This window comes from Afipia felis ATCC 53690, assembly GCF_000314735.2.
In the GTDB taxonomy this organism is placed as follows: Bacteria; Pseudomonadota; Alphaproteobacteria; order Rhizobiales; family Xanthobacteraceae; genus Afipia; species Afipia felis.
Window position 1 is genome coordinate 2,534,055 of record NZ_KB375270.1, and the last position, 20,136, is coordinate 2,554,190.

Annotated in this window: 20 protein-coding genes and 1 pseudogene; 7 read left to right on the top strand and 14 right to left on the bottom strand. The window is 55.5% G+C overall.

Annotation, left to right across the window (positions count from 1 at the left end; translation table 11 throughout):
* Positions 1-13 precede the first annotated feature (13 nt).
* Positions 14-898 carry a LysR family transcriptional regulator gene (locus HMPREF9697_RS12015; protein ID WP_002717493.1) on the bottom strand — a complete coding sequence of 295 codons (885 nt, stop codon included), beginning with the start codon at positions 896-898 and terminating at the stop codon, positions 14-16.
* Positions 899-1,000: 102 nt separating this feature from the next.
* Here HMPREF9697_RS12015 and HMPREF9697_RS12020 point away from each other — a divergent pair, with 102 nt between their 5' ends.
* The 3 genes from HMPREF9697_RS12020 to HMPREF9697_RS12030 all read left to right on the top strand — a co-directional run bounded on the left by HMPREF9697_RS12020 (position 1,001) and on the right by HMPREF9697_RS12030 (position 6,171).
* Positions 1,001-2,572, top strand: a complete 1,572-nt coding sequence (locus HMPREF9697_RS12020; protein WP_002717494.1) for a proton-conducting transporter transmembrane domain-containing protein — start codon at positions 1,001-1,003, stop codon at positions 2,570-2,572.
* 25 nt (positions 2,573-2,597) lie between these two features.
* The gene (locus HMPREF9697_RS12025; protein ID WP_002717495.1) at positions 2,598-5,021 is read left to right on the top strand and encodes a YbcC family protein; all 2,424 of its coding nucleotides are present in this window, start codon (positions 2,598-2,600) and stop codon (positions 5,019-5,021) included.
* 253 nt (positions 5,022-5,274) lie between these two features.
* Complete coding sequence (locus HMPREF9697_RS12030) at positions 5,275-6,171, top strand: DUF6671 family protein (protein ID WP_002717496.1); 897 nt, start codon at positions 5,275-5,277, stop codon at positions 6,169-6,171.
* A 337-nt stretch (positions 6,172-6,508) separates the two neighbouring features.
* Here the strand turns inward: HMPREF9697_RS12030 and HMPREF9697_RS12035 are convergent, their stop codons facing one another.
* Positions 6,509-6,931 (bottom strand): response regulator, encoded by a 423-nt coding sequence (locus HMPREF9697_RS12035; RefSeq protein WP_002717497.1) that lies wholly within the window; start codon positions 6,929-6,931, stop codon positions 6,509-6,511.
* 114 nt (positions 6,932-7,045) lie between these two features.
* Complete coding sequence (locus tag HMPREF9697_RS12040) at positions 7,046-7,417, bottom strand: DUF2147 domain-containing protein (protein WP_040307930.1); 372 nt, start codon at positions 7,415-7,417, stop codon at positions 7,046-7,048.
* Between the two features lie 183 nt (positions 7,418-7,600).
* On the opposite strand from HMPREF9697_RS12040, the gene HMPREF9697_RS12045 reads away from it, so the two are divergent.
* Complete coding sequence (locus HMPREF9697_RS12045) at positions 7,601-8,011, top strand: DUF2177 family protein (protein ID WP_002717499.1); 411 nt, start codon at positions 7,601-7,603, stop codon at positions 8,009-8,011.
* Here the strand turns inward: HMPREF9697_RS12045 and HMPREF9697_RS12050 are convergent.
* The 6 genes from HMPREF9697_RS12050 to HMPREF9697_RS12075 are packed head-to-tail and all read right to left on the bottom strand — an operon-like array spanning position 7,995 to position 12,550.
* Entirely contained in the window at positions 7,995-8,567 is a 573-nt protein-coding gene (locus HMPREF9697_RS12050) for a hypothetical protein (protein ID WP_040307931.1), read from the bottom strand. The genes HMPREF9697_RS12045 and HMPREF9697_RS12050 overlap by 17 nt on opposite strands.
* Before the next feature lie 14 nt (positions 8,568-8,581).
* A complete protein-coding gene (locus HMPREF9697_RS12055; protein WP_002717501.1) occupies positions 8,582-9,610 on the bottom strand; it encodes an SAM-dependent methyltransferase in 1,029 nt (342 codons plus the stop codon).
* Entirely contained in the window at positions 9,607-10,440 is an 834-nt protein-coding gene (locus HMPREF9697_RS12060; RefSeq protein WP_002717502.1) for a DUF1295 domain-containing protein, read from the bottom strand. Before HMPREF9697_RS12060 ends, HMPREF9697_RS12055 begins: the two co-directional genes overlap by 4 nt.
* Positions 10,437-11,294, bottom strand: a complete 858-nt coding sequence (locus HMPREF9697_RS12065) for an alpha/beta hydrolase (protein ID WP_002717503.1) — start codon at positions 11,292-11,294, stop codon at positions 10,437-10,439. Before HMPREF9697_RS12065 ends, HMPREF9697_RS12060 begins: the two co-directional genes overlap by 4 nt.
* A 27-nt stretch (positions 11,295-11,321) precedes the next feature.
* On the bottom strand, positions 11,322-11,972 hold the full coding sequence (locus HMPREF9697_RS12070) for a ChrR family anti-sigma-E factor (protein WP_002717504.1): 651 nt from the start codon (positions 11,970-11,972) through the stop codon (positions 11,322-11,324).
* Positions 11,969-12,550, bottom strand: a complete 582-nt coding sequence (locus HMPREF9697_RS12075) for a sigma-70 family RNA polymerase sigma factor (protein ID WP_002717505.1) — start codon at positions 12,548-12,550, stop codon at positions 11,969-11,971. Before HMPREF9697_RS12075 ends, HMPREF9697_RS12070 begins: the two co-directional genes overlap by 4 nt.
* 177 nt (positions 12,551-12,727) lie before the next feature.
* Here HMPREF9697_RS12075 and HMPREF9697_RS12080 point away from each other — a divergent pair, with 177 nt between their 5' ends.
* From HMPREF9697_RS12080 to HMPREF9697_RS12090, 3 genes are read left to right on the top strand one after another with little or no spacing between them, the layout of a single operon-like run.
* Positions 12,728-14,107, top strand: coding sequence for an NAD(P)/FAD-dependent oxidoreductase (locus HMPREF9697_RS12080; protein ID WP_002717506.1), 1,380 nt, complete (start codon positions 12,728-12,730; stop codon positions 14,105-14,107).
* Positions 14,107-14,928 (top strand): DUF1365 domain-containing protein, encoded by an 822-nt coding sequence (locus tag HMPREF9697_RS12085; protein ID WP_002717507.1) that lies wholly within the window; start codon positions 14,107-14,109, stop codon positions 14,926-14,928. The genes HMPREF9697_RS12080 and HMPREF9697_RS12085 overlap by 1 nt, the downstream gene beginning before the upstream one ends.
* Positions 14,918-16,138 carry an SAM-dependent methyltransferase gene (locus tag HMPREF9697_RS12090; RefSeq protein ID WP_002717508.1) on the top strand — a complete coding sequence of 407 codons (1,221 nt, stop codon included), beginning with the start codon at positions 14,918-14,920 and terminating at the stop codon, positions 16,136-16,138. Before HMPREF9697_RS12085 ends, HMPREF9697_RS12090 begins: the two co-directional genes overlap by 11 nt.
* Positions 16,139-16,273: 135 nt before the next feature.
* Here the strand turns inward: HMPREF9697_RS12090 and HMPREF9697_RS12095 are convergent, their stop codons facing one another.
* The 5 genes and pseudogenes from HMPREF9697_RS12095 to HMPREF9697_RS12110 form a co-directional block, all read right to left on the bottom strand.
* A complete protein-coding gene (locus tag HMPREF9697_RS12095; protein ID WP_002717509.1) occupies positions 16,274-16,810 on the bottom strand; it encodes a CIA30 family protein in 537 nt (178 codons plus the stop codon).
* Between the two features lie 449 nt (positions 16,811-17,259).
* The gene (gene hemH, locus HMPREF9697_RS12100) at positions 17,260-18,300 is read right to left on the bottom strand and encodes a ferrochelatase (RefSeq protein ID WP_002717510.1); all 1,041 of its coding nucleotides are present in this window, start codon (positions 18,298-18,300) and stop codon (positions 17,260-17,262) included.
* Positions 18,301-18,638: 338 nt separating this feature from the next.
* Positions 18,639-18,827, bottom strand: a pseudogene (locus tag HMPREF9697_RS20445) (Ku protein); the annotation flags it as partial.
* A 176-nt stretch (positions 18,828-19,003) separates the two neighbouring features.
* On the bottom strand, positions 19,004-19,261 hold the full coding sequence (locus HMPREF9697_RS12105) for a hypothetical protein (protein ID WP_040308253.1): 258 nt from the start codon (positions 19,259-19,261) through the stop codon (positions 19,004-19,006).
* Positions 19,262-19,395: 134 nt separating this feature from the next.
* Positions 19,396-20,136 (bottom strand): hypothetical protein, encoded by a 741-nt coding sequence (locus HMPREF9697_RS12110; protein WP_002717512.1) that lies wholly within the window; start codon positions 20,134-20,136, stop codon positions 19,396-19,398.

Consider the following 20,136-nt stretch of genomic DNA (forward strand, 5'->3'; position numbering starts at 1 on the left):
GAACAGCTCTTCATTAAATTAAAAGATCGTGAGTCAATAATGGACGCAGGAGCGGATTTGGGAATTTTCTTTTCATCGTAACGGCATAGAAATTCTCAGTTATGCCTGGCAGTCTGTTCGCCTCGACAAGGGCGCCAGAGTCCAATTCATCTTTAACAACGATCGACGGCAGGACGGCAAGCCCGATGTCTTGGCGTGCTAGCAAGCGCATCATCGCCATGTCCTCCACTTCCGCAACGATTTGCGGGCGAATGCCCAGCCGATCGACAAGAGCATCAAAGCCAATCTTCACGCTGCTATCGGTTGTTGGCAAGATGATCGGGTGAGACCCTAGCCGCTGGACTAAATCCTCCTTCTTTATGCCAAGTCGAGCTCTCGTGCCGATCAAGCTAACAGGTTGTTCGGCGAGGCGGTGAGCGACAAAGCGCGTCAAGGCATCGCGAGACGGTGCCTGGTTAATGAGAACAACATCGAGACTTAGTTCCTCAAGCGACTGCAAAAGCTCGCTAGCGCTACCTGAGCGCAGTACCAGTTCAACGTCGGCGCGTCCAAATAACGGTTTCAAGAAAGCCATTTGGAAATTGCGAGAAAGTGTCGCTAAGGCGCCAACTCTAAGTACTCGCCGCGCACCCCTCGTGTTGCGCAAGGTGCCAACTAGTTCGTCTCCGGCCGAGAAGATCGCATCGGCATGATCGAGCGCGATCCGTCCCGCTTCCGTCAGGTGTAGTTGCCGACCCCTTCGGTCGAATAAAGGATGACCTAAACGGGCTTCAAGTTTACGGATTTGAACCGATAAAGCCGACTGGGTGACGTTCAATGTCTCGGCCGTGCGCGTGAGGTTCCCATCATGGGCAACGGCCCAGAAATATCGCAAATGGTTGTAATTGAGCGTGCTCATTTCGTTTCATTATAGCGAACGAAAGTGCGCAAACAATGCATTTTCTTCCTAATCTGCATCCGAGTATCAGCTGGGCGATGAAACCCAATTTGGAGTTTATTCGTGTCGCCTTACGCCTTCTCGTTGATTGCTCCCTTCGTCCTTATTATTTCCGCCGCCCTTTCGTTTTTGCTCTCGGAACAGCACTCTCGCTTAGTGGCAACCCTTGCCGAAATTGCTGCGCTTTTGGCGCTGGCAGTGGCCTTGGCGTCGATCGTTACGCTTGTCTTCCTTGGCGCTGGCGAAAGTAACCTTTTTGGCACGGCCGGGATCGGTCTATCGACGCGTCTCGATGCCGTTAGCGTGACGATGCTTGCACTTGTCGCTTTCGTCGGCTGGATCGTGGTGCGTTATTCGCGCACATATCTGGACGGTGAGCAGCGCCAGAGCACCTTCACCGGTTGGCTAACCACAGCTCTGGCGGCCGTGCTTCTTCTCGTGCAGGCTGGCAATCTTTCCCAGCTTGTCGTGGCATGGATAGCGACCAGCCTGTGCCTTCATCGTTTGTTGTTATTTTATCCCAGCCGGATCGCCGCGCAGCGCGCAGCACGAAAGAAACTGTTTTTTACGCGGATTGGCGCCGTGAGCCTCATCACGGCAGCTGTTATGCTGGCGCTCGCCTTTGGCACAACCGACATCGCTGCGATCAATGCAGCCGCCAGGAATGGCAATGCGCCCTTGCTGGCAGTTTCCGCGACCATTCTTATTGCGATTGCGGCATTGTTGAAGTCGGCGCAATTCCCCACGCATGGTTGGCTGACCGAAGTCATGGAAGCGCCAACACCGGTCTCCGCATTGCTGCATGCCGGCGTCATAAATGGCGGCGGATTTCTGCTCGTCCGGTTCGCCGATGTGATGTTGCTCTCGCCTGGAATCTTGGCCGTCCTGGCTATCCTAGGTGGCTTCACCGCACTTTTCGGCGCACTTGTGATGTTGACGCAGCCTTCAGTCAAAACTTCGCTTGCTTGGTCGACGGTGGCGCAAATGGGGTTCATGACGCTTCAATGCGGGCTGGGACTCTTCCCATTAGCGTTGCTGCACATAGTCGCGCATTCACTCTACAAAGCGCACGCCTTCCTCTCTTCTGGCGGCGCCGTTGATCAAGTAGCGGCCATCCGGCGACCAGGACCGGTTGCGATACCTGACGGCGCTGCAGTCGGCTGGGCCTTTATTGCGGCGCTTACGATTTATGCCGCGATCGGCGCGGCGTTTGGCACCATTTTCGGCTTTGATCACAAATCACCGCAATCTCTAGCACTGGGCGCCATCCTAATTTTCGGCGTAGCTTATCTATTGGCACAGGGAATGGCCGATGCCGCTCCGCGTGTTTTGACCCGTATGACTGCGGTCTACTCGCTGGCCGCAGCGTTCGGCTACTTCGCCCTGCAAACGCTGGCAGAGCGGCTGACCGCTGGCGCGCTGCCTACAACGCCTACACCAGGCCGCCTAGAGTGGACACTGATGATTCTCGCGATCATCTCGTTTGGGACGGTAGCGGTTGCTCAAGCACTTTTCCCGCTTTGGTCTAATCACCCTGCTGCAGCCGGTCTGCGGGTTCATCTTTCGAACGGCCTTTACATCAACGCAACACTCGACCGGATGCTTGGCGGATGGTCCGTCCGTAAGCCGTCTTGAAAAAAATACAGCCAGGAACAAATCAATGCTGATGATTACGCCTGAACCCGCAACTCTGGAATCGGATGTTATTCTAGCCGCTGCGAAACAAGCGGCTCGCGCCATTCCACCTCTTTGGCCGCTAACATCCAGTGTAGCGGTAAATCCTTTCTTGGGACAAACCGAGGAACCGTTAGCCATCGCTGCAGTTCGCCTCAGAAGAGCTGCTGGGATTGCTCTGACAATGTCGCGCGCATGGTACGCAGACCGTATTCACACTGGTGAAATTTCCGACGAAGATATAGAGGGGGCTCTTGGGGCGGCAAGGGAACTAGCCCCAACCGAAACTCTCGCTTCCGTTAAGTCCAAAGCAGAGGAGCAAACACCGGCTTTGCCCCCGCTTCCAACCATTGCGGATTTTGCAGCCAAAGCTTCAAGCATTGATTGGCCGGGAATTTTGTCGGAGCGCTTTGGTCACTGGGCTGCCAGCTATTTCGACGCCGGCCACGCACTCTGGGCTGCACCGCAGAGTCGAAGCGCCTACGCTGCTTGGCGCGCGGTCGCGACGAATGACCTAACGCCGGAGATACTTGGTTTGTCAGGATTTGCCGCTCATATCGCGCAGGCGCCCGAGCACCAAAATGACGTTGTGATCCAAGTGGTCAAAAGGTTGGGGTTGAGTGAGGGCGCGCTAGAGATGTACTTCCACCGGCTGCTTCTGAGCCTGGGTGGCTGGGCACAGTACGCCCGCTACAGACTTTGGAAGGCTGAACTCTCGGGCAGCTCGGACGACACAATAGCCGAACTATTGGCTATCCGTATGATGTGGGAAAGCGCGTTGTTTGAACAATATGGTTCAAAGATCGCCGACCAATGGGAAGAGGCGCTTTGCGCTTATGCATCGTCAATCGAACCCACACTGGACGACGCGATCAATATGATCCTGCAGGAGGCGACTGAGCGCTCGTTGCAACGGCGCTTAGCCAAAACCCTCGCAGTCCCTGCACTGACAAATGTATCGTCACGCCCGGCAATGCAGATGGCTTTTTGCATAGACGTGCGCTCAGAGGTATTTCGCCGGGCGCTTGAAAGCACTGATCCATGCATCGAAACCCTCGGGTTTGCTGGCTTTTTTGGTCTCGGCATTTCGCATAAGCGTTTTGCCTCCGATGTGCCCGAAGCTCATCTGCCGGTATTGCTGTATCCCAAAATACACACATGCTCTGGCGGTCATTCACACGATAACGGCAACCGAGACCAAACCGCCAGAGTTGTTGCTCGTGCGAAGCGTGCTTGGGGTAGATTCAAGCTTGCAGCAATTTCCTCTTTTGCGTTCGTCGAAGCGACTGGACCCATTTATGCAAGCAAACTGATACATGACGGCCTCGGCTTGTCCAAAAACGAGGTCCCAAACGATCCGCCTCCGCGATTTGATCCGGCGCTACCTCTCGACGCGCGCATCAGCATAGCAGAGAGCGTCCTCAAGGCGATGTGCCTTATTGAGCGGTTTGCACCGCTCATTCTTGTCGCTGGACACGGCGCTAATGTCATCAACAATCCACATGCAAGCGCGCTCCACTGCGGTGCATGCGGCGGCTACTCTGGTGATGTCAACGCACGGTTGCTCGCCGGGCTGCTCAACGATCCCGAGGTACGCCTAGGTCTGGTAGAGCGTGGGATCAATATTCCGGACGACACGCTGTTTGTCGGCGCGTTGCATGACACGACTACGGACAGAGTGACCGTGTATGAAGCGGATCATCCATCTTCGACTCATAGAGAGAAAATCGTAACGGCAAAGGCTTGGCTTAAAGTCGCGGGGCAGCAGGCGCGGACTGAGCGCGCCTTAAGGTTGCCAAGAGCTACCGGGCCGAATGAGATCGTGAGTCGCTCTCGCGACTGGTCCGAAATTCGTCCGGAGTGGGGGTTGGCCGGCTGTGATGCGTTTATCGCAGCACCGCGCCGTCAAACTGTCGGCCGAGACCTCAAAGGCCGCGTTTTTCTTCATGACTATGATTGGCGGCTGGACGAGGAATTCAGCATCCTCGAATTGATCATGACAGCGCCGGTCGTGGTAGCAAGTTGGATCAGCCTTCAATATTATGGATCTACGGTTGCCCCAGAACTGTTTGGTGGCGGCAATAAACTTCTTCACAACGTCACCGGCGGGATCGGCGTCTTGGAGGGGAATGGCGGACTTTTGCGGGCGGGACTTCCTTGGCAGTCAGTTCATGACGGCAAGCATTACGTGCACGATCCTGTTCGCTTGACCGTACTTCTTGAAGCACCTCGGGACGCGATGAGCGCGATCCTGAAGCGTCATGATCAAGTGAGAGCCCTATTCGACAATAAATGGCTTCATTTGATAGCTCTCGATGACAATGGCTTCATGGCTTGGCGGTATATTGGCGGTCTGCGCTGGCAGGCGATTGCCACCAACAAAGATGAACGACATCCCATGGCAGTATGAGCCGGCGTTATCGGCTAAAAGGCGAGACTCGTCGTCGAATCTAGCTACCTTCGCGTTCAAGCCTATCGGAAGCTGACAGCTGAACGGAATTGCGCTTCGGAGAAGCAATCATCCAATGATGGAAGGGTCGTACCTTCTTGTCACAGGTTCGCGGACCGCTGTCTTTCCAAAAGTAGGTAACCTCAAATCCTAAGCGTGCCGAAAATTGATCAGCAATAGCGGGTTGCTCAAACGCAGATGAGGGAGGCTATCTTTGAGCAAAGCTAATCATCAGGCTCCAACGAGCGAGTTTACGTCTAGTCCGTATTCTGGCCGCCGCGGCGTGCTTGCGACGATGCACGGCAAAGAGGCTGCCATCTCGCCAGCGTTCCGAAAACGGCTCGGCCTTCGAGTCGAAACGGCAATGGGGCTCGACACCGACGCACTTGGCACTTTCACAGGCGAAATTGCGCGATTCGGAACCATCCGCGAGACTGCAATCGCTAAAGCTCGTCTTGGAATGGCGGCGGTAGGTATATCTATCGGCATCGCCAGCGAGGGAAGCTATGGCCCCCATCCGCACATTCCCTTTATCGCTGGTGGGATAGAACTTATAGCTATCGTCGACGATGACCTAGGAATTGTCGTGTGCGAACACCTAATTGACGATGCCCCGGCTTACGACCACGTGATTACGGCTGAGATAGGCAATATCAACTCGTTTCTGAATCGAATACGATTTCCAAATCATGCCCTGATCGTGCGACCTCATCAGACTGATGGCAGCGAGGTCATGATCCACAAGGGATTGCGCACCGTCGAGGCGTTGGCCAACGCGATTGCGTCGGCAGCAGCTCGCTCGGACGACAAACGCGCGCTCGTGCAGACAGACATGCGCGCACATATGAATCCGACGCGGATGGTGACGCTCCGTCGTCTGGCTATCTCTCTTTGCGACCGTCTGGCCACGCGCTGTCCGAGTTGTGCTATGCCAGGCTACGGACTGATTGATGTTGAATCCGGTTTGCCCTGTGAATGGTGCGGCGCACCGAGCTTGATGGCTCGCCATCATCTATTCGGCTGCGTTGCCTGCGATTTCAGCGAAAGGCGCCCTCGACCCGACGGGCGTACCAGCGCTGATCCTGGTCAGTGCCCGAAGTGCAATCCATGATCGCCTTGAAATCTTTATGCACGTAGGCCCGATTGCCGAAAGTTGTCGAATTTGGCGCGTGACCAGCAGAGCAAAGCAAATACTGAATTTAACGCTACCGTTATGAGATCGACGTGCCGATCGCACAAATTTTGAATGTCAGGCAATGACATGTTGGTGAGCAGCACTAAGTCGGCGCTTAATTGTGATCTTGGCTATATTTTGAATGACCCAGGAATCCTAAGCCCTCGTTTACGCGCACGTTCCGATGAGTGCTTCGGAAGGCTTGGGTTGGTCGAAAAGAGAACTATGAAATCAAGTTTGATAAGCTGCGCTTGGTGAGCGCACCTTCGTATTGTCATTCATTCGAACTCTTTCCATGATGCAATCCAAGGAGCTCGTTGGTGAGCCGATTCAAGTCGGATAGTGAGTAAGGTTTCGCAATGAATGCTACCGCCTCGGCTGCACGTGCAATAGTGGTATCACTTGAAGAGAGGACCACCGGCAACCCCGGTCGTTCAATCTTTAGACGTCGAGCGAGTGCCACTCCATCCATTGTCCCAGGCATTTGAAAATCGCTCAGAACGAGATCGCAGTTCACCCCGGAATTTAAAAGTATTATGGCTTCATCAGCGTTCGCGGCTTCAAGCACTTCAAATCCACCTGCTCGCAGGAATTCCGCAACAGGAATACGGAGCAGAACCTCATCCTCAACAATGAGTATTGTCTTCTGCTCTAAATTTGGAAATTTCTCGTAGCTCGTGGTCGGTTCATGGGCCATTCCGATTGTGCTCCAAACAAAGTAACATCTCGCCTCAGAGGTTAGTTGGGGTCAAACAGCAGCTATTTTGCGCCCGTTGGCCAGAAATGCATGGAAAAATCCATTCGGCTAAATTCAATTTACCTGTGCCCAATTTACGTTCCGGCAAAGCAGTCCGCCCAATATGCACCCGTGCGTGATCAAGCTATTGCGACCGACAATCACCGTTAATGCATAGCTTATATCGCGTTTAGGGTCGTAGGCGGTGCCTGCAAGCTTCGTTTCGGACTTGCGATCCAGCGACATCACCAATCGATCGCCGACCTTCTCGCCCTTGCTCGCATCTTTGATCCAAAGATTGGTTGCGCAAATCTTGGATCCGCACGGTGCGATCCTGACGCGAGCATTCCCGTCATCGCGCAACCACACCCCGTCAGGGCTGCGTTCCTGGGCGGCCAATGCGGTGCACCCTATAAGATAAAGGATAGAGAACGCTGCTGCGCGCATTATCACGACATAGACTCCTGAAGGTTTGCGCTTCTATCTTCGCTATACGCAGGCCTTCCCTGTTCGGATCACATACCGTGTGGGGGCCGCTTTCGTGAGACCATCGTAACGCGCAGCACCGTGTGATCTGATGATCCCGCAAGGGCGTAACAGGAGTAATCTCGGGCAAAGAAAGGCCAACCTTTGAAAACTTATGGCATTGCCTACATCGCGACCGGTTTGGTGTTTCTTGCCATTGATGCGATCTGGCTGACCGTGGCCGCGCAACGGCTTTACCGACCGCTAATGGGTGATATGTTGGTCGACGGCTTCAGACTGGCGCCAGCAGCACTGTTCTATCTCATCTACATCGCCGGAATCGTCTTGTTTGCCGTCGCGCCTGCTTTGGCCAGCGGGAGGTGGACGACAGCAATATCCTACGGCGCGCTCCTCGGGCTTTTTGCCTATGCGACCTATGACCTGACCAACCAGGCGACATTGAAAAATTGGCCGGTAGCGGTGACCATCGCCGACCTGTGCTGGGGAACGTGTCTGACCGCTGTTGCAGCAACGGCAGGTTTTCTGATCACGCGCGCCTTCACGCCCGCGCCTTGATCTGGCTTATCAGGCCTGACGCGATAAGCCCGACGAAGACGGAAAGTGTGCCGGCACTCATGGCGTTCAACCTGACAAATGCTTGGTATTCGGAACTGGTATAAATGTGTACGGGGGGGGTTCCATACGCACCGTTGAATCCGAAATAGATGAGTATAGCCCCGCCAATCAAGATGAAGGCGAGTAGCCGCTCGGAAGGGCGGAAGAACGTTGCGGCAATTAGGGCGCATGGGATCAAGAAAATCTCCACGCCCGACGCCGGGCCGAATACCTTCGCGCTCAAGATCGTGTTGGCCATCCCAACAATAGGGAGCAGCGCTCGGCCAATCTTGGAATATCGCCGGGCAACGGCTGGCACGGCCAGGAAAAGCGGCGTCGACAGGAAGGTGAAGACAGCCGGCCAGACATGGTCGCTGACGGTCCAATAGACATAGAGCGGATAAAACGGCTGATTGGATGCGACCACCAGCGCGATCAGGTTGCAGGCGGCGACCATGGGATCGTCATGGGCGGCGTAAGCCGCGATTCGATCCCACATGTGTCGAAGACGATTCATGGATGGACTGGGCGTCAGGCTGGACGCAGGAGATAATGGCTTACGCCCCATTCCTCGCCGCCGGCATGTCCGAACAGCCCGGCGGTCGCCAGATAAAAGAGACGCCAGCGCTGGTGCCAGAGCGCGGCGTCGGCACCGTAAACCTCGCCGAGGATCCGATCTATCTCCCGGCGATTTTCATCGAAGCGCGCGAGCCAGTCCACCGCTGTCTTCTGATAGTGGATCCCGCTCCAGCGCCAGTCCTGTTCAACCACAAAGCAGTCCGGGAAATGCCCGATCAGGCCGTGGCTCGGCATAATTCCTCCCGTGAAGAAGTGCTGGGCGATCCAGTCCGCTGCGTTTCTGTGATCGAACCGATAGGGACTGTTCTTGTGACTGAAAACGTGAATGAACAGCCTTCCCGTCTCGGGAGCGAGCCACATCCTGATACGTTCGAGCAGCCCCTTCCAGTTGGACATATGCTCGAACATCTCAACCGAGACGATCCTGTCGTACTGACTGCCAGCCGTGAATTCATTCATATCCGCCGTTACGATACGCACATTGGCGAGGCCGCGTTCGGCCGCTTGAGCCTCGATATGAACTCGCTGTGGCCTTGAGTTTGAGACAGCGGTGATGATTGAACGAGGGAAACGCTCGGCCATGAAAAGCGTCAGCGATCCCCAGCCGCAACCGAGTTCCAAGATCGTTTGCCCGTCGGCAAGGTCGGCGTGTCTGACCGTCTCTTCAAGCGACATCCGCTCGGCGTCAGCCAGTGTTTCCTCACCCGTCCGATAAAAGCAGCACGAATATTTGCGACGCGGACCAAGCGTGAGGGCGAAGAACTCGGGCGGCAGTTCATAATGCTGCTTGTTGGCGGCGTCGGCATATTCGGCTATCGGATACTCGCCCATGGCGCGCACGAAATCGCTCTCTGCCACGTGCCCCTCGGTGGCAAGCTTTCGTCGCGTGCGTCCGACTAGGAGTTCGATGCCCATCTGCGCCAGGGAGTCGGGAAGCGGGACGCGTTCCGCGGCGCGGATAACTGAGGCAATCAAGCTCATCGAATGTCTCCATTGTCACTCGCATAGGCAGCGTGTTGCGGGCCTGGCCAGAATGCGTTGACGCGATGTTGATAGTCTCGAAATGCCTTGCCGCGCGAGCGCAGCATGTGCGCTTCCAAGGGCGGAATACCGGAGGCGTGAACGAGGAGCCAATACATTAGAAATGGCCCGGCGAGAGACAACCACCCCCAAGGGTAGGCACCTGAAAGATCGATTGCGATGATGGCGTAGGCGAACCAGCCTATCCATTCGAAAAAATAATTTGGATGACGCGACACCCCCCAAAGCCCGACGTCGCAAACCTTCCCTTTGTTTACCGGATCGGCACGAAATGCGGAAAGCTGACAGTCGGCTATCGTCTCGCCGAGAACTGCCATGATCAAGAAGGCGAAACCGAGCCAATCAGAGAATCTGAGCCCGGGTGCGGGGTTGTGAGCTGCAAGCGCGATCGACAGCGCCAGCGCCAGCCCCACCAGTGCCTGGATTTGCAGAAACCAGAGCAGGCGAACCTTGAATGCGTCTCCCCATTCCTCGCGCAACTGCCGGTAGCGCGGGTCGTCGTCGCCGCCGCGGGCGGTGCGAACAGCGATGTGGATGCCAAGCCGCAGTGACCAGACCAGTGCGAGAGCCGCCACGAGCACTTGACGGACCGAGATTTGGTTATCGGCAAGAGGAACAAGAGCCGCTGCCGCGGCGAAACAGCCGGTTGCAAAGGACCAGGTCGCGTCGATCCAGCCCGACTGACTAGTCCGCAGCGCCACAAGCCATGCTCCGGTCATCGTTGCCGGGAGGCAAGCCGCGAGCGCTACAAAGATGATTGTCGCCGTCATGCGGTACTCCCCTGAACCGCCGTCGAATCGGGGAGCGATTGAGGATCGATGTTTTTCAGAGCAAAGCCTACGACGTCGTCGAGAACAGGCGCAAAGAACCGCAACGGTCGCGCCAAGGCGCCGATCAGCATGCGGTGATCGATATAATCGTACAGCTTGATCTCGGCTTCGCCTCCGACACGTCTTATGCTTTCGGCCATCCGAACCGTATTGCCAGGATCGACGTGTCTATCCCGCCGCCCCGTTGCCAGAAACGTCGGTGGCGCATCTCTTCCAACGTAGTTTATTGGCTGCGTAGCGGCCAAGCCTTGCTGCGGTCCAAAAATTTCTTTCAGCGTAGTGCTATTCAACGGAAGAAAGTCGTAGGGACCGGCAAGGCCGATCATCGCGCTGAGATCGCGGCTTGCAACAAGTCCCACTTTGGCAAGCCTTTTACGGTCAAATGCTAGCATCGCCGCGATGTGGGCACCGGCGGAATGACCCATGACGATAAGCCGACGCGGATCGCCACCGAATTCCATTATATGATCCACGGTCCAGCTCATCGCCTCAGCCGCGTCATCAATAAAGTCAGGGAACCGGACCTCCGGAAAGACGCGATAATCGGGAATAACGACTGTGAAGCCGCGCGTCGCCAACGCCGACCCGACAAAAAAATAGTCGCCGCGCTCGCCTTCCTCCCAGCCTCCACCATAGAAGAAGACGATAACAGGGGAAGGTCCATGTATAGTGGGCTGATAGACATCGAGAAGGTGACGCGGACGCTGGCCATAGCGGATGCCCTTACGCGGTCGCGTTGCTCCGATCGCGGCGATCGCATTAAGAAAATCGAGCGGCGACGTAAACGCTTTCATCTGCTAGCAGCCATCCATCGGTCAGGATCAGAAACCCACAAACGGGCGCAAAAGACGACCCAGGAATCCATGAAGCCGTGTGTCGCCTTCAAGAGCTGCAAGACAGACGCAATCCGATTCATGCCCCACGACCGGGCGATGATCGACATCGTCGCCCGCCTCGTCGAGATCCCCCGGGAAATACCGACCTCGCTCATCCAAAAGTGATCCGGACAGGATTTGCATGAATTCGAGGCCAGTATGTCCATGAGCCGGCAAATGAAGCCCCGCTCTCCCTTTGAGCAGCATGACCTTAGCGTCCGGACTGCCGGCGATCTTGACCTTGCTCCACTGGAAGCCAGGTCCAAGCCATTTCCACGGGCCGACCTCGCAGTCCTGCATCGCTCGCGGAAGTTCCAATCCCAATTCCGGATGCTTGATCGTAGGCCGGTCTCTCGCCTGTAACGGTTGAGCAACTTCAAGCCGCTCCATGGTGCGCCCGAAGAGATCCGCTGCAAGCGGAGCGGGTGGCATCTCGTCCAGGATCGCTCCGCCAATGGCCTCGAAATTCGCCATACGGTTGCGGCAGACGGTGCATCCTTCAAGGTGTACGGATACGACAAGCGCGGGGCCGGCACTCAACGTTCCGCTCGCCCTACGCATCAGCGTTTCGTCGCTGGGATGATGATTGATGGTCATATATTGTTGTCCAACAGGGTCCGAAGGCGATTGAGTGCCAGCCGGACACGGGATTTTACGGTGCCGAGCGGGATGCCCAACTCTCGAGCGATCTCCGCATGGGGCTTCTCAGCAAAGAAAGAGAGCCGCACGATCGTTGCCTGATCGCTCGGTAGGGATGCCAATGCCTTTCGCACCCCTTCTTCCCGTTCTGCCGTGATTGTGATGTCTTCACCCGATGGTGGCATGTCGGGTTCATCACTCGGATCCAAAAGATGATCGGCTGTCCGAGACTGCATGCGGCGCAGCCGGTCAATCCTTTGATTGCGAGCAATCGTAAACACCCATGTCGAGGCACCCGCTTTACCTGGATCGAAATAAGACGCCTTTCGCCATACCGCGATCATGACCTCCTGGGTCACTTCCTCGGCGACGGAATCCGCAAGACCTGACCGCAGAAGGAAGCTTTTGATGCGAGGCGCGAAATAGGCGAATAGCTGTGCGAAGGCATTTCGATCCTGCTGCCGCGCAACAGCACATATGAGGCTGATCAGTTCCTCAGGAGAAGGTAGCACCTCTTTTTGCCTGGCCTCGTTCAAAACAATAAGCCTCGCTGCGGGACGGACCTGCCGCGTGCGCCTTTTGTCGAGATGTAAACTTGCTGCATCCATTTGTCCTTCATACGCCCGCGCCCTGCAATTGGATCACGGGTTAGGTGATCTACTGCGCGCCAAGTTCCGTAAATATTGGCAGTTTGACGCGCGGAGGGAAATCCTTTGACCGGAAAGATTACAGCCACCGACTGGCATAACGGACCAGAACACGGGCCGGCCCCCGGTCAAAGCCTTGATATCGCTGTTGTGGGCAGCGGCATTTCCGGCCTGTCCGCCGCGTGGTTGCTTTCCAAGAGGCACCGGGTTGTTCTTTACGAAGCCGATAACCGGCTGGGCGGACACAGCCACACCGTCGATGCTGGGGGCCTGGCAGTCGATACTGGATTCATCGTGTTCAACGAGAACACCTATCCAAACCTGACGGCTCTGTTCGATCACATCGGCGTTGCCACAAAGTGCTCCGATATGTCGTTTGCTGTTTCCCTCGACGACGGCCGTCTCGAATATTCCGGCACTGGACTACTAGGTCTATTCGCGCAGCGCCGGAACGCCATCAGCCCAAGATTCTGGATGATGCTACGCGATCTCGTCCGCTTCTATCGCGAGGCACCGCGGAACGTTGCGGCACTGGGCATGATAACTCTTGACGAATATCTCGATGCGGCTGGCTACGGGGATGGATTCCGCAACGACCATCTCTATCCTATGGCGGCAGCCATCTGGTCGACTCCGGCGGCGAAAATCGGTACCTATCCCGCGGCTTCGTTCATCCGATTTTGCGAGAGCCACGGGCTGCTTAAGCTCACTGGCCGCCCCGTCTGGCGAACCGTCGCTGGCGGCAGCCGATGCTATGTTAGACGGCTCTCCGAGACCATACCGGAAGTCGTGTCAAACTATCCCATCAAAGCGATCGTTCGTACCGGAAATGGCGCCGAGGTCATCGGGCTCGAAGGCAACCGCCGCCATTTCGATCATGTTGTCATCGCCGCCCACGCGGACGAGGCGCTGAAACTGCTGGCCGATCCGAGCAGCGAAGAACGGCGTCTTCTCGGAGCATTCGAATATATTTTCAACGATGCGGTCCTCCATTCCGATACGCGTCTGATGCCGCAGCGGCGTCGGGTCTGGTCGAGCTGGAATTACATGACCAGAGATGACCTTGACGGCCGCCGGCTTGCGGTCACCTACTGGATGAACCGCCTTCAGGAAATCGAGAGCGATCGGCCGTTGTTCGTGACGCTTAATCCTCACAAGGAAATTGAAGCCGATACAATCTTGAAACAGATGCGTTACAGCCATCCCCGTTTCGATGCCGCGGCAATGGAGGCGCAGAAGCAGCTTTGGTCGCTGCAAGGTAGCCGCAACACCTGGTTCTGCGGAGCCTATTTCGGCGCAGGGTTTCATGAGGATGGGCTGCAAGCCGGTCTCGCGGTCGCCGAAGCGATCGGCGGCGTGCGGCGGCCATGGACGGTTCGGCACGAATCCGGGCGAATTCATATTTATGAAAGCGAGCTCGATCTGCCTGAGACGGAGGCAGCCTGATGCCAAAGGTCCGATCAGCTCTTTTCGCTGGTTCTGTGATGCACCACAGGCTCCGGCCAACACAGCACCGCTTGCGCTACAGAATCTTCTATCTCCTGCTCGATCTCGAAGAAATCGATGCTCTGGCAAGCAGGCTTCGCTTGTTCTCGCATAACCGCTTCAACCTCTTTAGCTTCCACGATCGCGATCATGGCGAGGCTGCAACCATGCCGCTTCGCGACAGGATCGAGCGGCACCTGGAAGAAGCGGGCATCGAATCGGGCGGACCGATCCAACTGCTCGCCATGCCCCGCATCCTAGGATACGCCTTCAATCCGCTAAGCATCTATTTCTGTCACAGACGAGACCAATCACTTTCCGCGATCTTCTACGAGGTCAACAACACCTTCGGGCAGCGCCACAATTATCTCATTCCCGTGCCCTCCGGCATCGAGGGGCCTATCCGGCAAGAAAGCCGAAAGTCTTTTTATGTGTCGCCATTCATGACCACCGACATGGTCTATTCGTTTTCTGTCGTGCCTCCGGGAACGGATTTAGCGGTTTCAGTTGTCGGCCGCGACGAGAGCGGGCCGCTTATTATTGCCAGGCTGGCTGCCGCCCGACAGGAGTTGACGGACGCTTCACTTGCGCGCGCCTTTTGCGTTTATCCACTGCTGACATTCAAAGTCATCGCGGGAATCTACTGGGAAGCGTTGCTGATCTGGCTGAAGGGTATTCGCCTGCATCGTCGACCCTTGCCACCCGATCAGCCGGTCACCGTTGGGCGTAGCGCTAGTCCTGAGATCAATCATCCAGAAAAGAAAACAGCGAATGGCCTTTGACGGCAAAACGAGAACACTCGACGGGATTGGGGACCGCAAGGAAAGCTTGGTCGCCCGCGTCTTGCGCCGAATGATGGCCCAGATCGAGTTCGGCCATATCATGGTTGTGCTGCCCTCCGGTGATCGTATCGAGCATTCTGGTGCGCAGGCGGGACCTTCTGCAACGCTTGTTCTCCGTCGCTGGCGTGCGATCCGGCGCCTCCTCAGCCAGGGAGATCTGGGCTTTGCAGAAGCCTATATCGAGGGCGACTGGTCGAGTCCCGATCTTGCCGCATTCCTGGAATTGGCGGCGCGAAACATCGCCGTGCTCGATCGCAAGATGTCTGGTTTCTGGCCTGTCCGCATGTTTAATCGCGCGCGGCATTTGCGGCACGCGAACAGTAAAGCGGGTAGCCGCAGGAATATCTCGTTTCACTACGATCTCGGCAATGATTTTTACCAGTGCTGGCTCGATCGGAGCATGACGTACTCCTCTGCGCTCTATGCGCATCCAAACCAGACGCTTGAAGACGCTCAGGAAGCCAAGCTGTCACAAATCGAAAAACTCCTGGACCTCCGCGGTGGCGAGGAGATCCTGGAAATTGGCTGCGGCTGGGGCGCGTTGGCCGTGAGATTGGCCCGCGCAGGGGCTCGCGTTACCGGTATCACCCTGTCGTCGGAGCAACTGGCACTCTCTCGACAGCGCGTGGAACAGGAAGCGTTGGTCGGCAGAGTTGCTTTGGAATTGACCGACTATCGCGACATCGAAGGCTCTTATGACAGGATCGTATCGATCGAGATGCTGGAGGCAGTCGGCGAGGCGTACTGGCCGATTTATTTCAAAACCCTGCATGATCGCCTGAACGTCGGCGGCATAGCGGTCCTGCAAGTGATCACGATCGACGAGACTCGTTTCGAGGCCTACCGTGGGTCCGCCGATTTTATTCAGCGTCATATCTTCCCAGGCGGGATGCTTCCAACGAAAGCGATCATTATCGAACAAGGTGGGCAGGCCGGGCTCAAGCTCGTTTCGACACAAAGTTTCGGCCAGAGCTATGCCGCGACACTAGCCGAGTGGCGCAAACGTTTCTTGGCGTCATGGCCCAGCATCACCGAAATGGGGTTTCCGGAGCGCTTTCGCCGGCTCTGGGACTATTACCTATGTTATTGCGAGGCAGGCTTCAGGGCCGCAACTATCGATGTGGACTTCTATGTTCTCGCAAAAAGATGACGGCCTAGATGGAAGAAGCAAAAATTTTTAAGGGGCGCTTGTCTTCTCCCACGCAGATGCAAATCGGCTCCATCGGTTACTTGAGGTAGGTCCGCATCTAAATTGGTTTGTCGCTTAGATGACCTCTCGCAGCTTTCAGTCGTGAATATCAGCGCGAATATAACTCAATCCGCCGATAGCAAAATCGCACCGAAAGGCTCGGCCTATGGCTACCAGCCCGATACGCAGCAACCGACGTTTATCGAGTGGAATATCGGTGCGATAAGGAGCAAAGGCGCTGAACCGCAAAACGACGGTCCGCCAATCTGCATATGCCGTGAAATTTTGACGGTACGACTGCCACGGCTTTGCCAAATAGTCCGTCCTCAAGTGAACGCCGTAGAGCTCGCCATTGCCTAACACGTCGATCGCGATCCCGTCCCAGCCATTTGCATCCACAACATCGGCTGTCGGCGAGAGATCGAGCGCGGCTTGAACAAATCCTCCATTATTTTCCAAGCTGACGTCTCCGCGCACACGGATGGCGGCCCGACCGGCGACCATCTCGCGACCTATCACTCCCTTGGAATCTCCACCCATGACCTGGTCTGTAACAAGTTGCCAGACGCTGCCAATCGTAGCCACAAGAGGCTCCCCCCTGAGGTCATCTATTATAGTGGGCGCAGGCAACATCTTTTCATCCCTCATACTTGTGAACGCACGTTAGCGACATGCCGAAGAATGACAGCACCAGCAGAGGCGCAACTCAGCCACGCCATCGCATGGGGTAGCCCTTTTCGCCGATGGCGACTTGATGGCATCAAAATCTTACGCTGCGTCCGGAGCTTATATCAGCCGAATGTCCGGTTGTTGCCGCACCTGCACCTGCGACACTAAAATCACGACCAGTCAAGGTGCGTACCCGTCCAATTTTCTCTGCTGGAATTCTTGATCGAGAACCGTTCATGTCTTGAGCAAAGCCCTCAGATCGTCATGCTTTATTGGAAACTCGACCGAATGCCAAAAGATCGCGAGAAGACCATCACGCAAGCGGCCCGCGCATTCATGGAACGCTTATAGCAAAAAGGGTCGGCCTTATCGGGCGCTGGCCCGGGAAGCTGTTCGTCGTAGCTAGCCGCGCCTTACATCCAACCTGCCAATTCCTTTCTGACAACGTGTTCTATGACTTTCATTCCGCCCGTCCCGTCGTTGAGGCACGGCACATGGGTGAATCGTTCGCCGCCACCCTGAAGAAAAGCTGCCTTCGCCTCCACTGCAATCTCTTCGAGAGTTTCGAGACAGTCGGAAACGAAGCCTGGATTGATCACCGCAATTTTCTTTGTTCCGTTTTTTGCAAGCTCTTCGATGGTTTTGTCTGTGTATGGCTGCAGCCATTCTTCCGGACCAAATCTCGATTGAAACGTCACCATTATCCGGTCTTTGTCCCATCCAAGACGCTCCCCAAGCAGCCTCGTCGTTTTGTGGCATTGGCAGTGATAGGGATCGCCCTTCTTAAAATACGACATCGGGATGCCGTGGTAGGACGTGAGCAGTATCTCCGGCTTCCAATCGAGCGTTGCAAGATGGCTTTCGATAGAATTGGCGAGAGCGTCGATATAGATTGGATCGTCGTGATATCTTGGCACCGTGCGGATTGCTGGCTGGCATCTAAGATCGATCAGCGCCCTGAAACTTTCGTCGTTCACCGTCGCAGTCGTCGCGGCCGCATATTGAGGATAGAGCGGATAAAGAAGAATCCTTTCGCATCCAGATTTCTGAAGATCCTGGATCTTGCTGCGTATTGATGGCTCCCCATAACGCATCGCCCAGTCGATCTGAATCGACGAAAATTCCGACAATCTGTTTGCGAGTTGCGAAGCCTGGCTACGTGTGTAAGTCCGCAGGTAGCTTTCGTCCTTTTCCTTGTTCCAAATCCTCTCATAGGCTTTTCCGATTTTTCTCGGCCTCGTATTCAGCACGATGCCGTAGAGTATCGGATACCAGAGCCAACGAGACCACTCGATGACGCGGCGATCTGTCAGGAATTCTGTGAGATATCGTCGCAGTGAAGCGGGATCGGTTGCATCGGGCGTGCCGAGATTAATCAGCAGCACACCGATTTTGCCAAATTCCACCTTCGGATGCTTAGAGGGTGCGTTCTCAATCAAAATTCGACCATCCATTGCGGAAGCGCGTTGTTAGCAAAAAAGAGTGCGTAAGATCGAAAGCATCGTGTCCAACTTAAAGAGCAGCTCACGCTTAGGGCGTCTCAGAACCGACTTGCGTTTTTGCCTTTTTCCTATGAATGTCACCCAATCTAGCCTCCAGCATGTTCAAGTACGTTTACGAGCGGGAAAGCCCGGCGGATCACTGTCGCAAGGGAAAAGCCTGACCGGGCTCTACCCCCGCTGCGACCTATGGCAGGAAGGAGAGAGGGCGAGACCTAGCAGGAAGCAGGGACGCGCAAGTTGAATGCGAAGAGACAAAAAAGCTTTAGCAGTATCTTTCAAACGAAATAGGACTTGCCTTTCGTGAGCTCATAGCCCCGAGCGCGATTTTCCTTATCAACTTCACGGCCAGTGACTTCATCAACTAGCTTTTGACGAAGGCGATGGCCGCTATTCTTATTGATCTGATGGAAGTGTGTTTTCTCGGCTGAGGTGGACGCCGGATACAAAGCAATGGGACAGGTCACCAACGATAGGCGCAAGCAGCCTTTTCAGTACGCGCGTGGTGCCATTTGCTGTCCTCCAAAGCGATATCAATGAAGGTTTGCGGGTTTGGTTCCAACCCTATCAGGGTCCACCGCACCCCTAGGGGAGCAGTGTCAGCGTGAACTACTCTGAAGCGCACAGCAGGAAACGGTGGCTCAAGCCGGCTCGCGATCTAATTTAGCACTCCAGGGAGCACGACGACCGATGCGACGTCTGCGCCTAGAATCTCGGCCGCAATGATCGCGATGTGAAGTGAGAAGCGATCCTCGATTTCAGCAGCGCAGTCTTCATCGAGAGCGTCCACGAATAGGATATCGCCTTCAAGCTCAGTGCACTGAAAGCCGAGGAACAGACGATTATACTGTTCGGCGCCCACGATGAGCGCCATTCTCGCCTCGATTGCCTGCTGCTGGACTACTGAAAGCTTCATTGTGACCACCCTGCACCAGGCACATGGGTATGATCACAAAGTCGAGCAACACTGCTGCCTCATAAAATTAGACATCGAGCTGACACGCGAACGAAGCTGAAGCGCTGACTTCATGATAAGCAAAAGCAGGTCGCTTAAAGTCCCGGCAAAAGCCTGTCGGTGTTTTTTATCTCAACCACGAAATCATCCTTGGTTGGCTGAACGGTGAAGATAGCCGTCTTGGTCTCCGGAGACCGGGACTTGCCGACGATGTTCTGCTGTTGAATCGCAGCGCTGACCAACCCACCGATGTAGTCCATACCGGGATTCTTCTTGTCCATCTCCTCGGCGACGGTGGACGTCAGTTGATCGCTGCCGAGCTGAATCGCCAGCAGCACCGTCCAAAGGGGCACGTAGACCTTCGGGTCGTAGGTATAGGTCATGTGACAACGATATCGGGAGATCGTATCCTTATAATCGTCGGTCAGAACCGTGACGTTCTGAAAGAGAGTCGGATAGGTCAGAAAGACGTCACGTTCGTTATCCAGAATTCGCCTGATACCCTTTCGGAGTACCGGGAGATTGACTCCTGTCGTCACCCGCTGGGCTGCAGCCGCGACCTCTGGCTCGACCAAAGCTTCAAATTTTGCAGTGACCTGTTCTTTAGTCATCGTGGTGAGTTGGGTGTAACTCAGGCCCAATGGGGCACATTGCAAGACGATCTTACACGCAATCATTTCCTGCACTTTGGTGATGACGGCCTTGTTTTCGCAGTCGTACTTATCGCTGGAGAACCATCCGGCTTGAGAGCTACTGACGGATAGACTGAAGATGGATGCCAAAGCTGCAAACGATAGAAGGCGGGATTTGCGTACAGTCGGTTGATTGAAGGCCAT

Coding starts and splice junctions, on each gene's coding strand:
- HMPREF9697_RS12090 (WP_002717508.1), top strand. CDS start 14,918: ATGGCCTTTGACGGCAAAACGAGAACACTCGACGGGATTGGGGACCGC.
- HMPREF9697_RS12035 (WP_002717497.1), bottom strand. CDS start 6,931: ATGGCCCATGAACCGACCACGAGCTACGAGAAATTTCCAAATTTAGAG.
- HMPREF9697_RS12040 (WP_040307930.1), bottom strand. CDS start 7,417: ATGCGCGCAGCAGCGTTCTCTATCCTTTATCTTATAGGGTGCACCGCA.
- HMPREF9697_RS12085 (WP_002717507.1), top strand. CDS start 14,107: ATGCCAAAGGTCCGATCAGCTCTTTTCGCTGGTTCTGTGATGCACCAC.
- HMPREF9697_RS12065 (WP_002717503.1), bottom strand. CDS start 11,294: ATGAAAGCGTTTACGTCGCCGCTCGATTTTCTTAATGCGATCGCCGCG.
- HMPREF9697_RS12060 (WP_002717502.1), bottom strand. CDS start 10,440: ATGACGGCGACAATCATCTTTGTAGCGCTCGCGGCTTGCCTCCCGGCA.
- HMPREF9697_RS12015 (WP_002717493.1), bottom strand. CDS start 898: ATGAGCACGCTCAATTACAACCATTTGCGATATTTCTGGGCCGTTGCC.
- HMPREF9697_RS12050 (WP_040307931.1), bottom strand. CDS start 8,567: ATGAATCGTCTTCGACACATGTGGGATCGAATCGCGGCTTACGCCGCC.
- hemH (WP_002717510.1), bottom strand. CDS start 18,300: ATGGATGGTCGAATTTTGATTGAGAACGCACCCTCTAAGCATCCGAAG.
- HMPREF9697_RS12070 (WP_002717504.1), bottom strand. CDS start 11,972: ATGACCATCAATCATCATCCCAGCGACGAAACGCTGATGCGTAGGGCG.
- HMPREF9697_RS12110 (WP_002717512.1), bottom strand. CDS start 20,136: ATGGCCTTCAATCAACCGACTGTACGCAAATCCCGCCTTCTATCGTTT.
- HMPREF9697_RS12025 (WP_002717495.1), top strand. CDS start 2,598: ATGCTGATGATTACGCCTGAACCCGCAACTCTGGAATCGGATGTTATT.
- HMPREF9697_RS12095 (WP_002717509.1), bottom strand. CDS start 16,810: ATGTTGCCTGCGCCCACTATAATAGATGACCTCAGGGGGGAGCCTCTT.
- HMPREF9697_RS12055 (WP_002717501.1), bottom strand. CDS start 9,610: ATGAGCTTGATTGCCTCAGTTATCCGCGCCGCGGAACGCGTCCCGCTT.
- HMPREF9697_RS12105 (WP_040308253.1), bottom strand. CDS start 19,261: ATGAAGCTTTCAGTAGTCCAGCAGCAGGCAATCGAGGCGAGAATGGCG.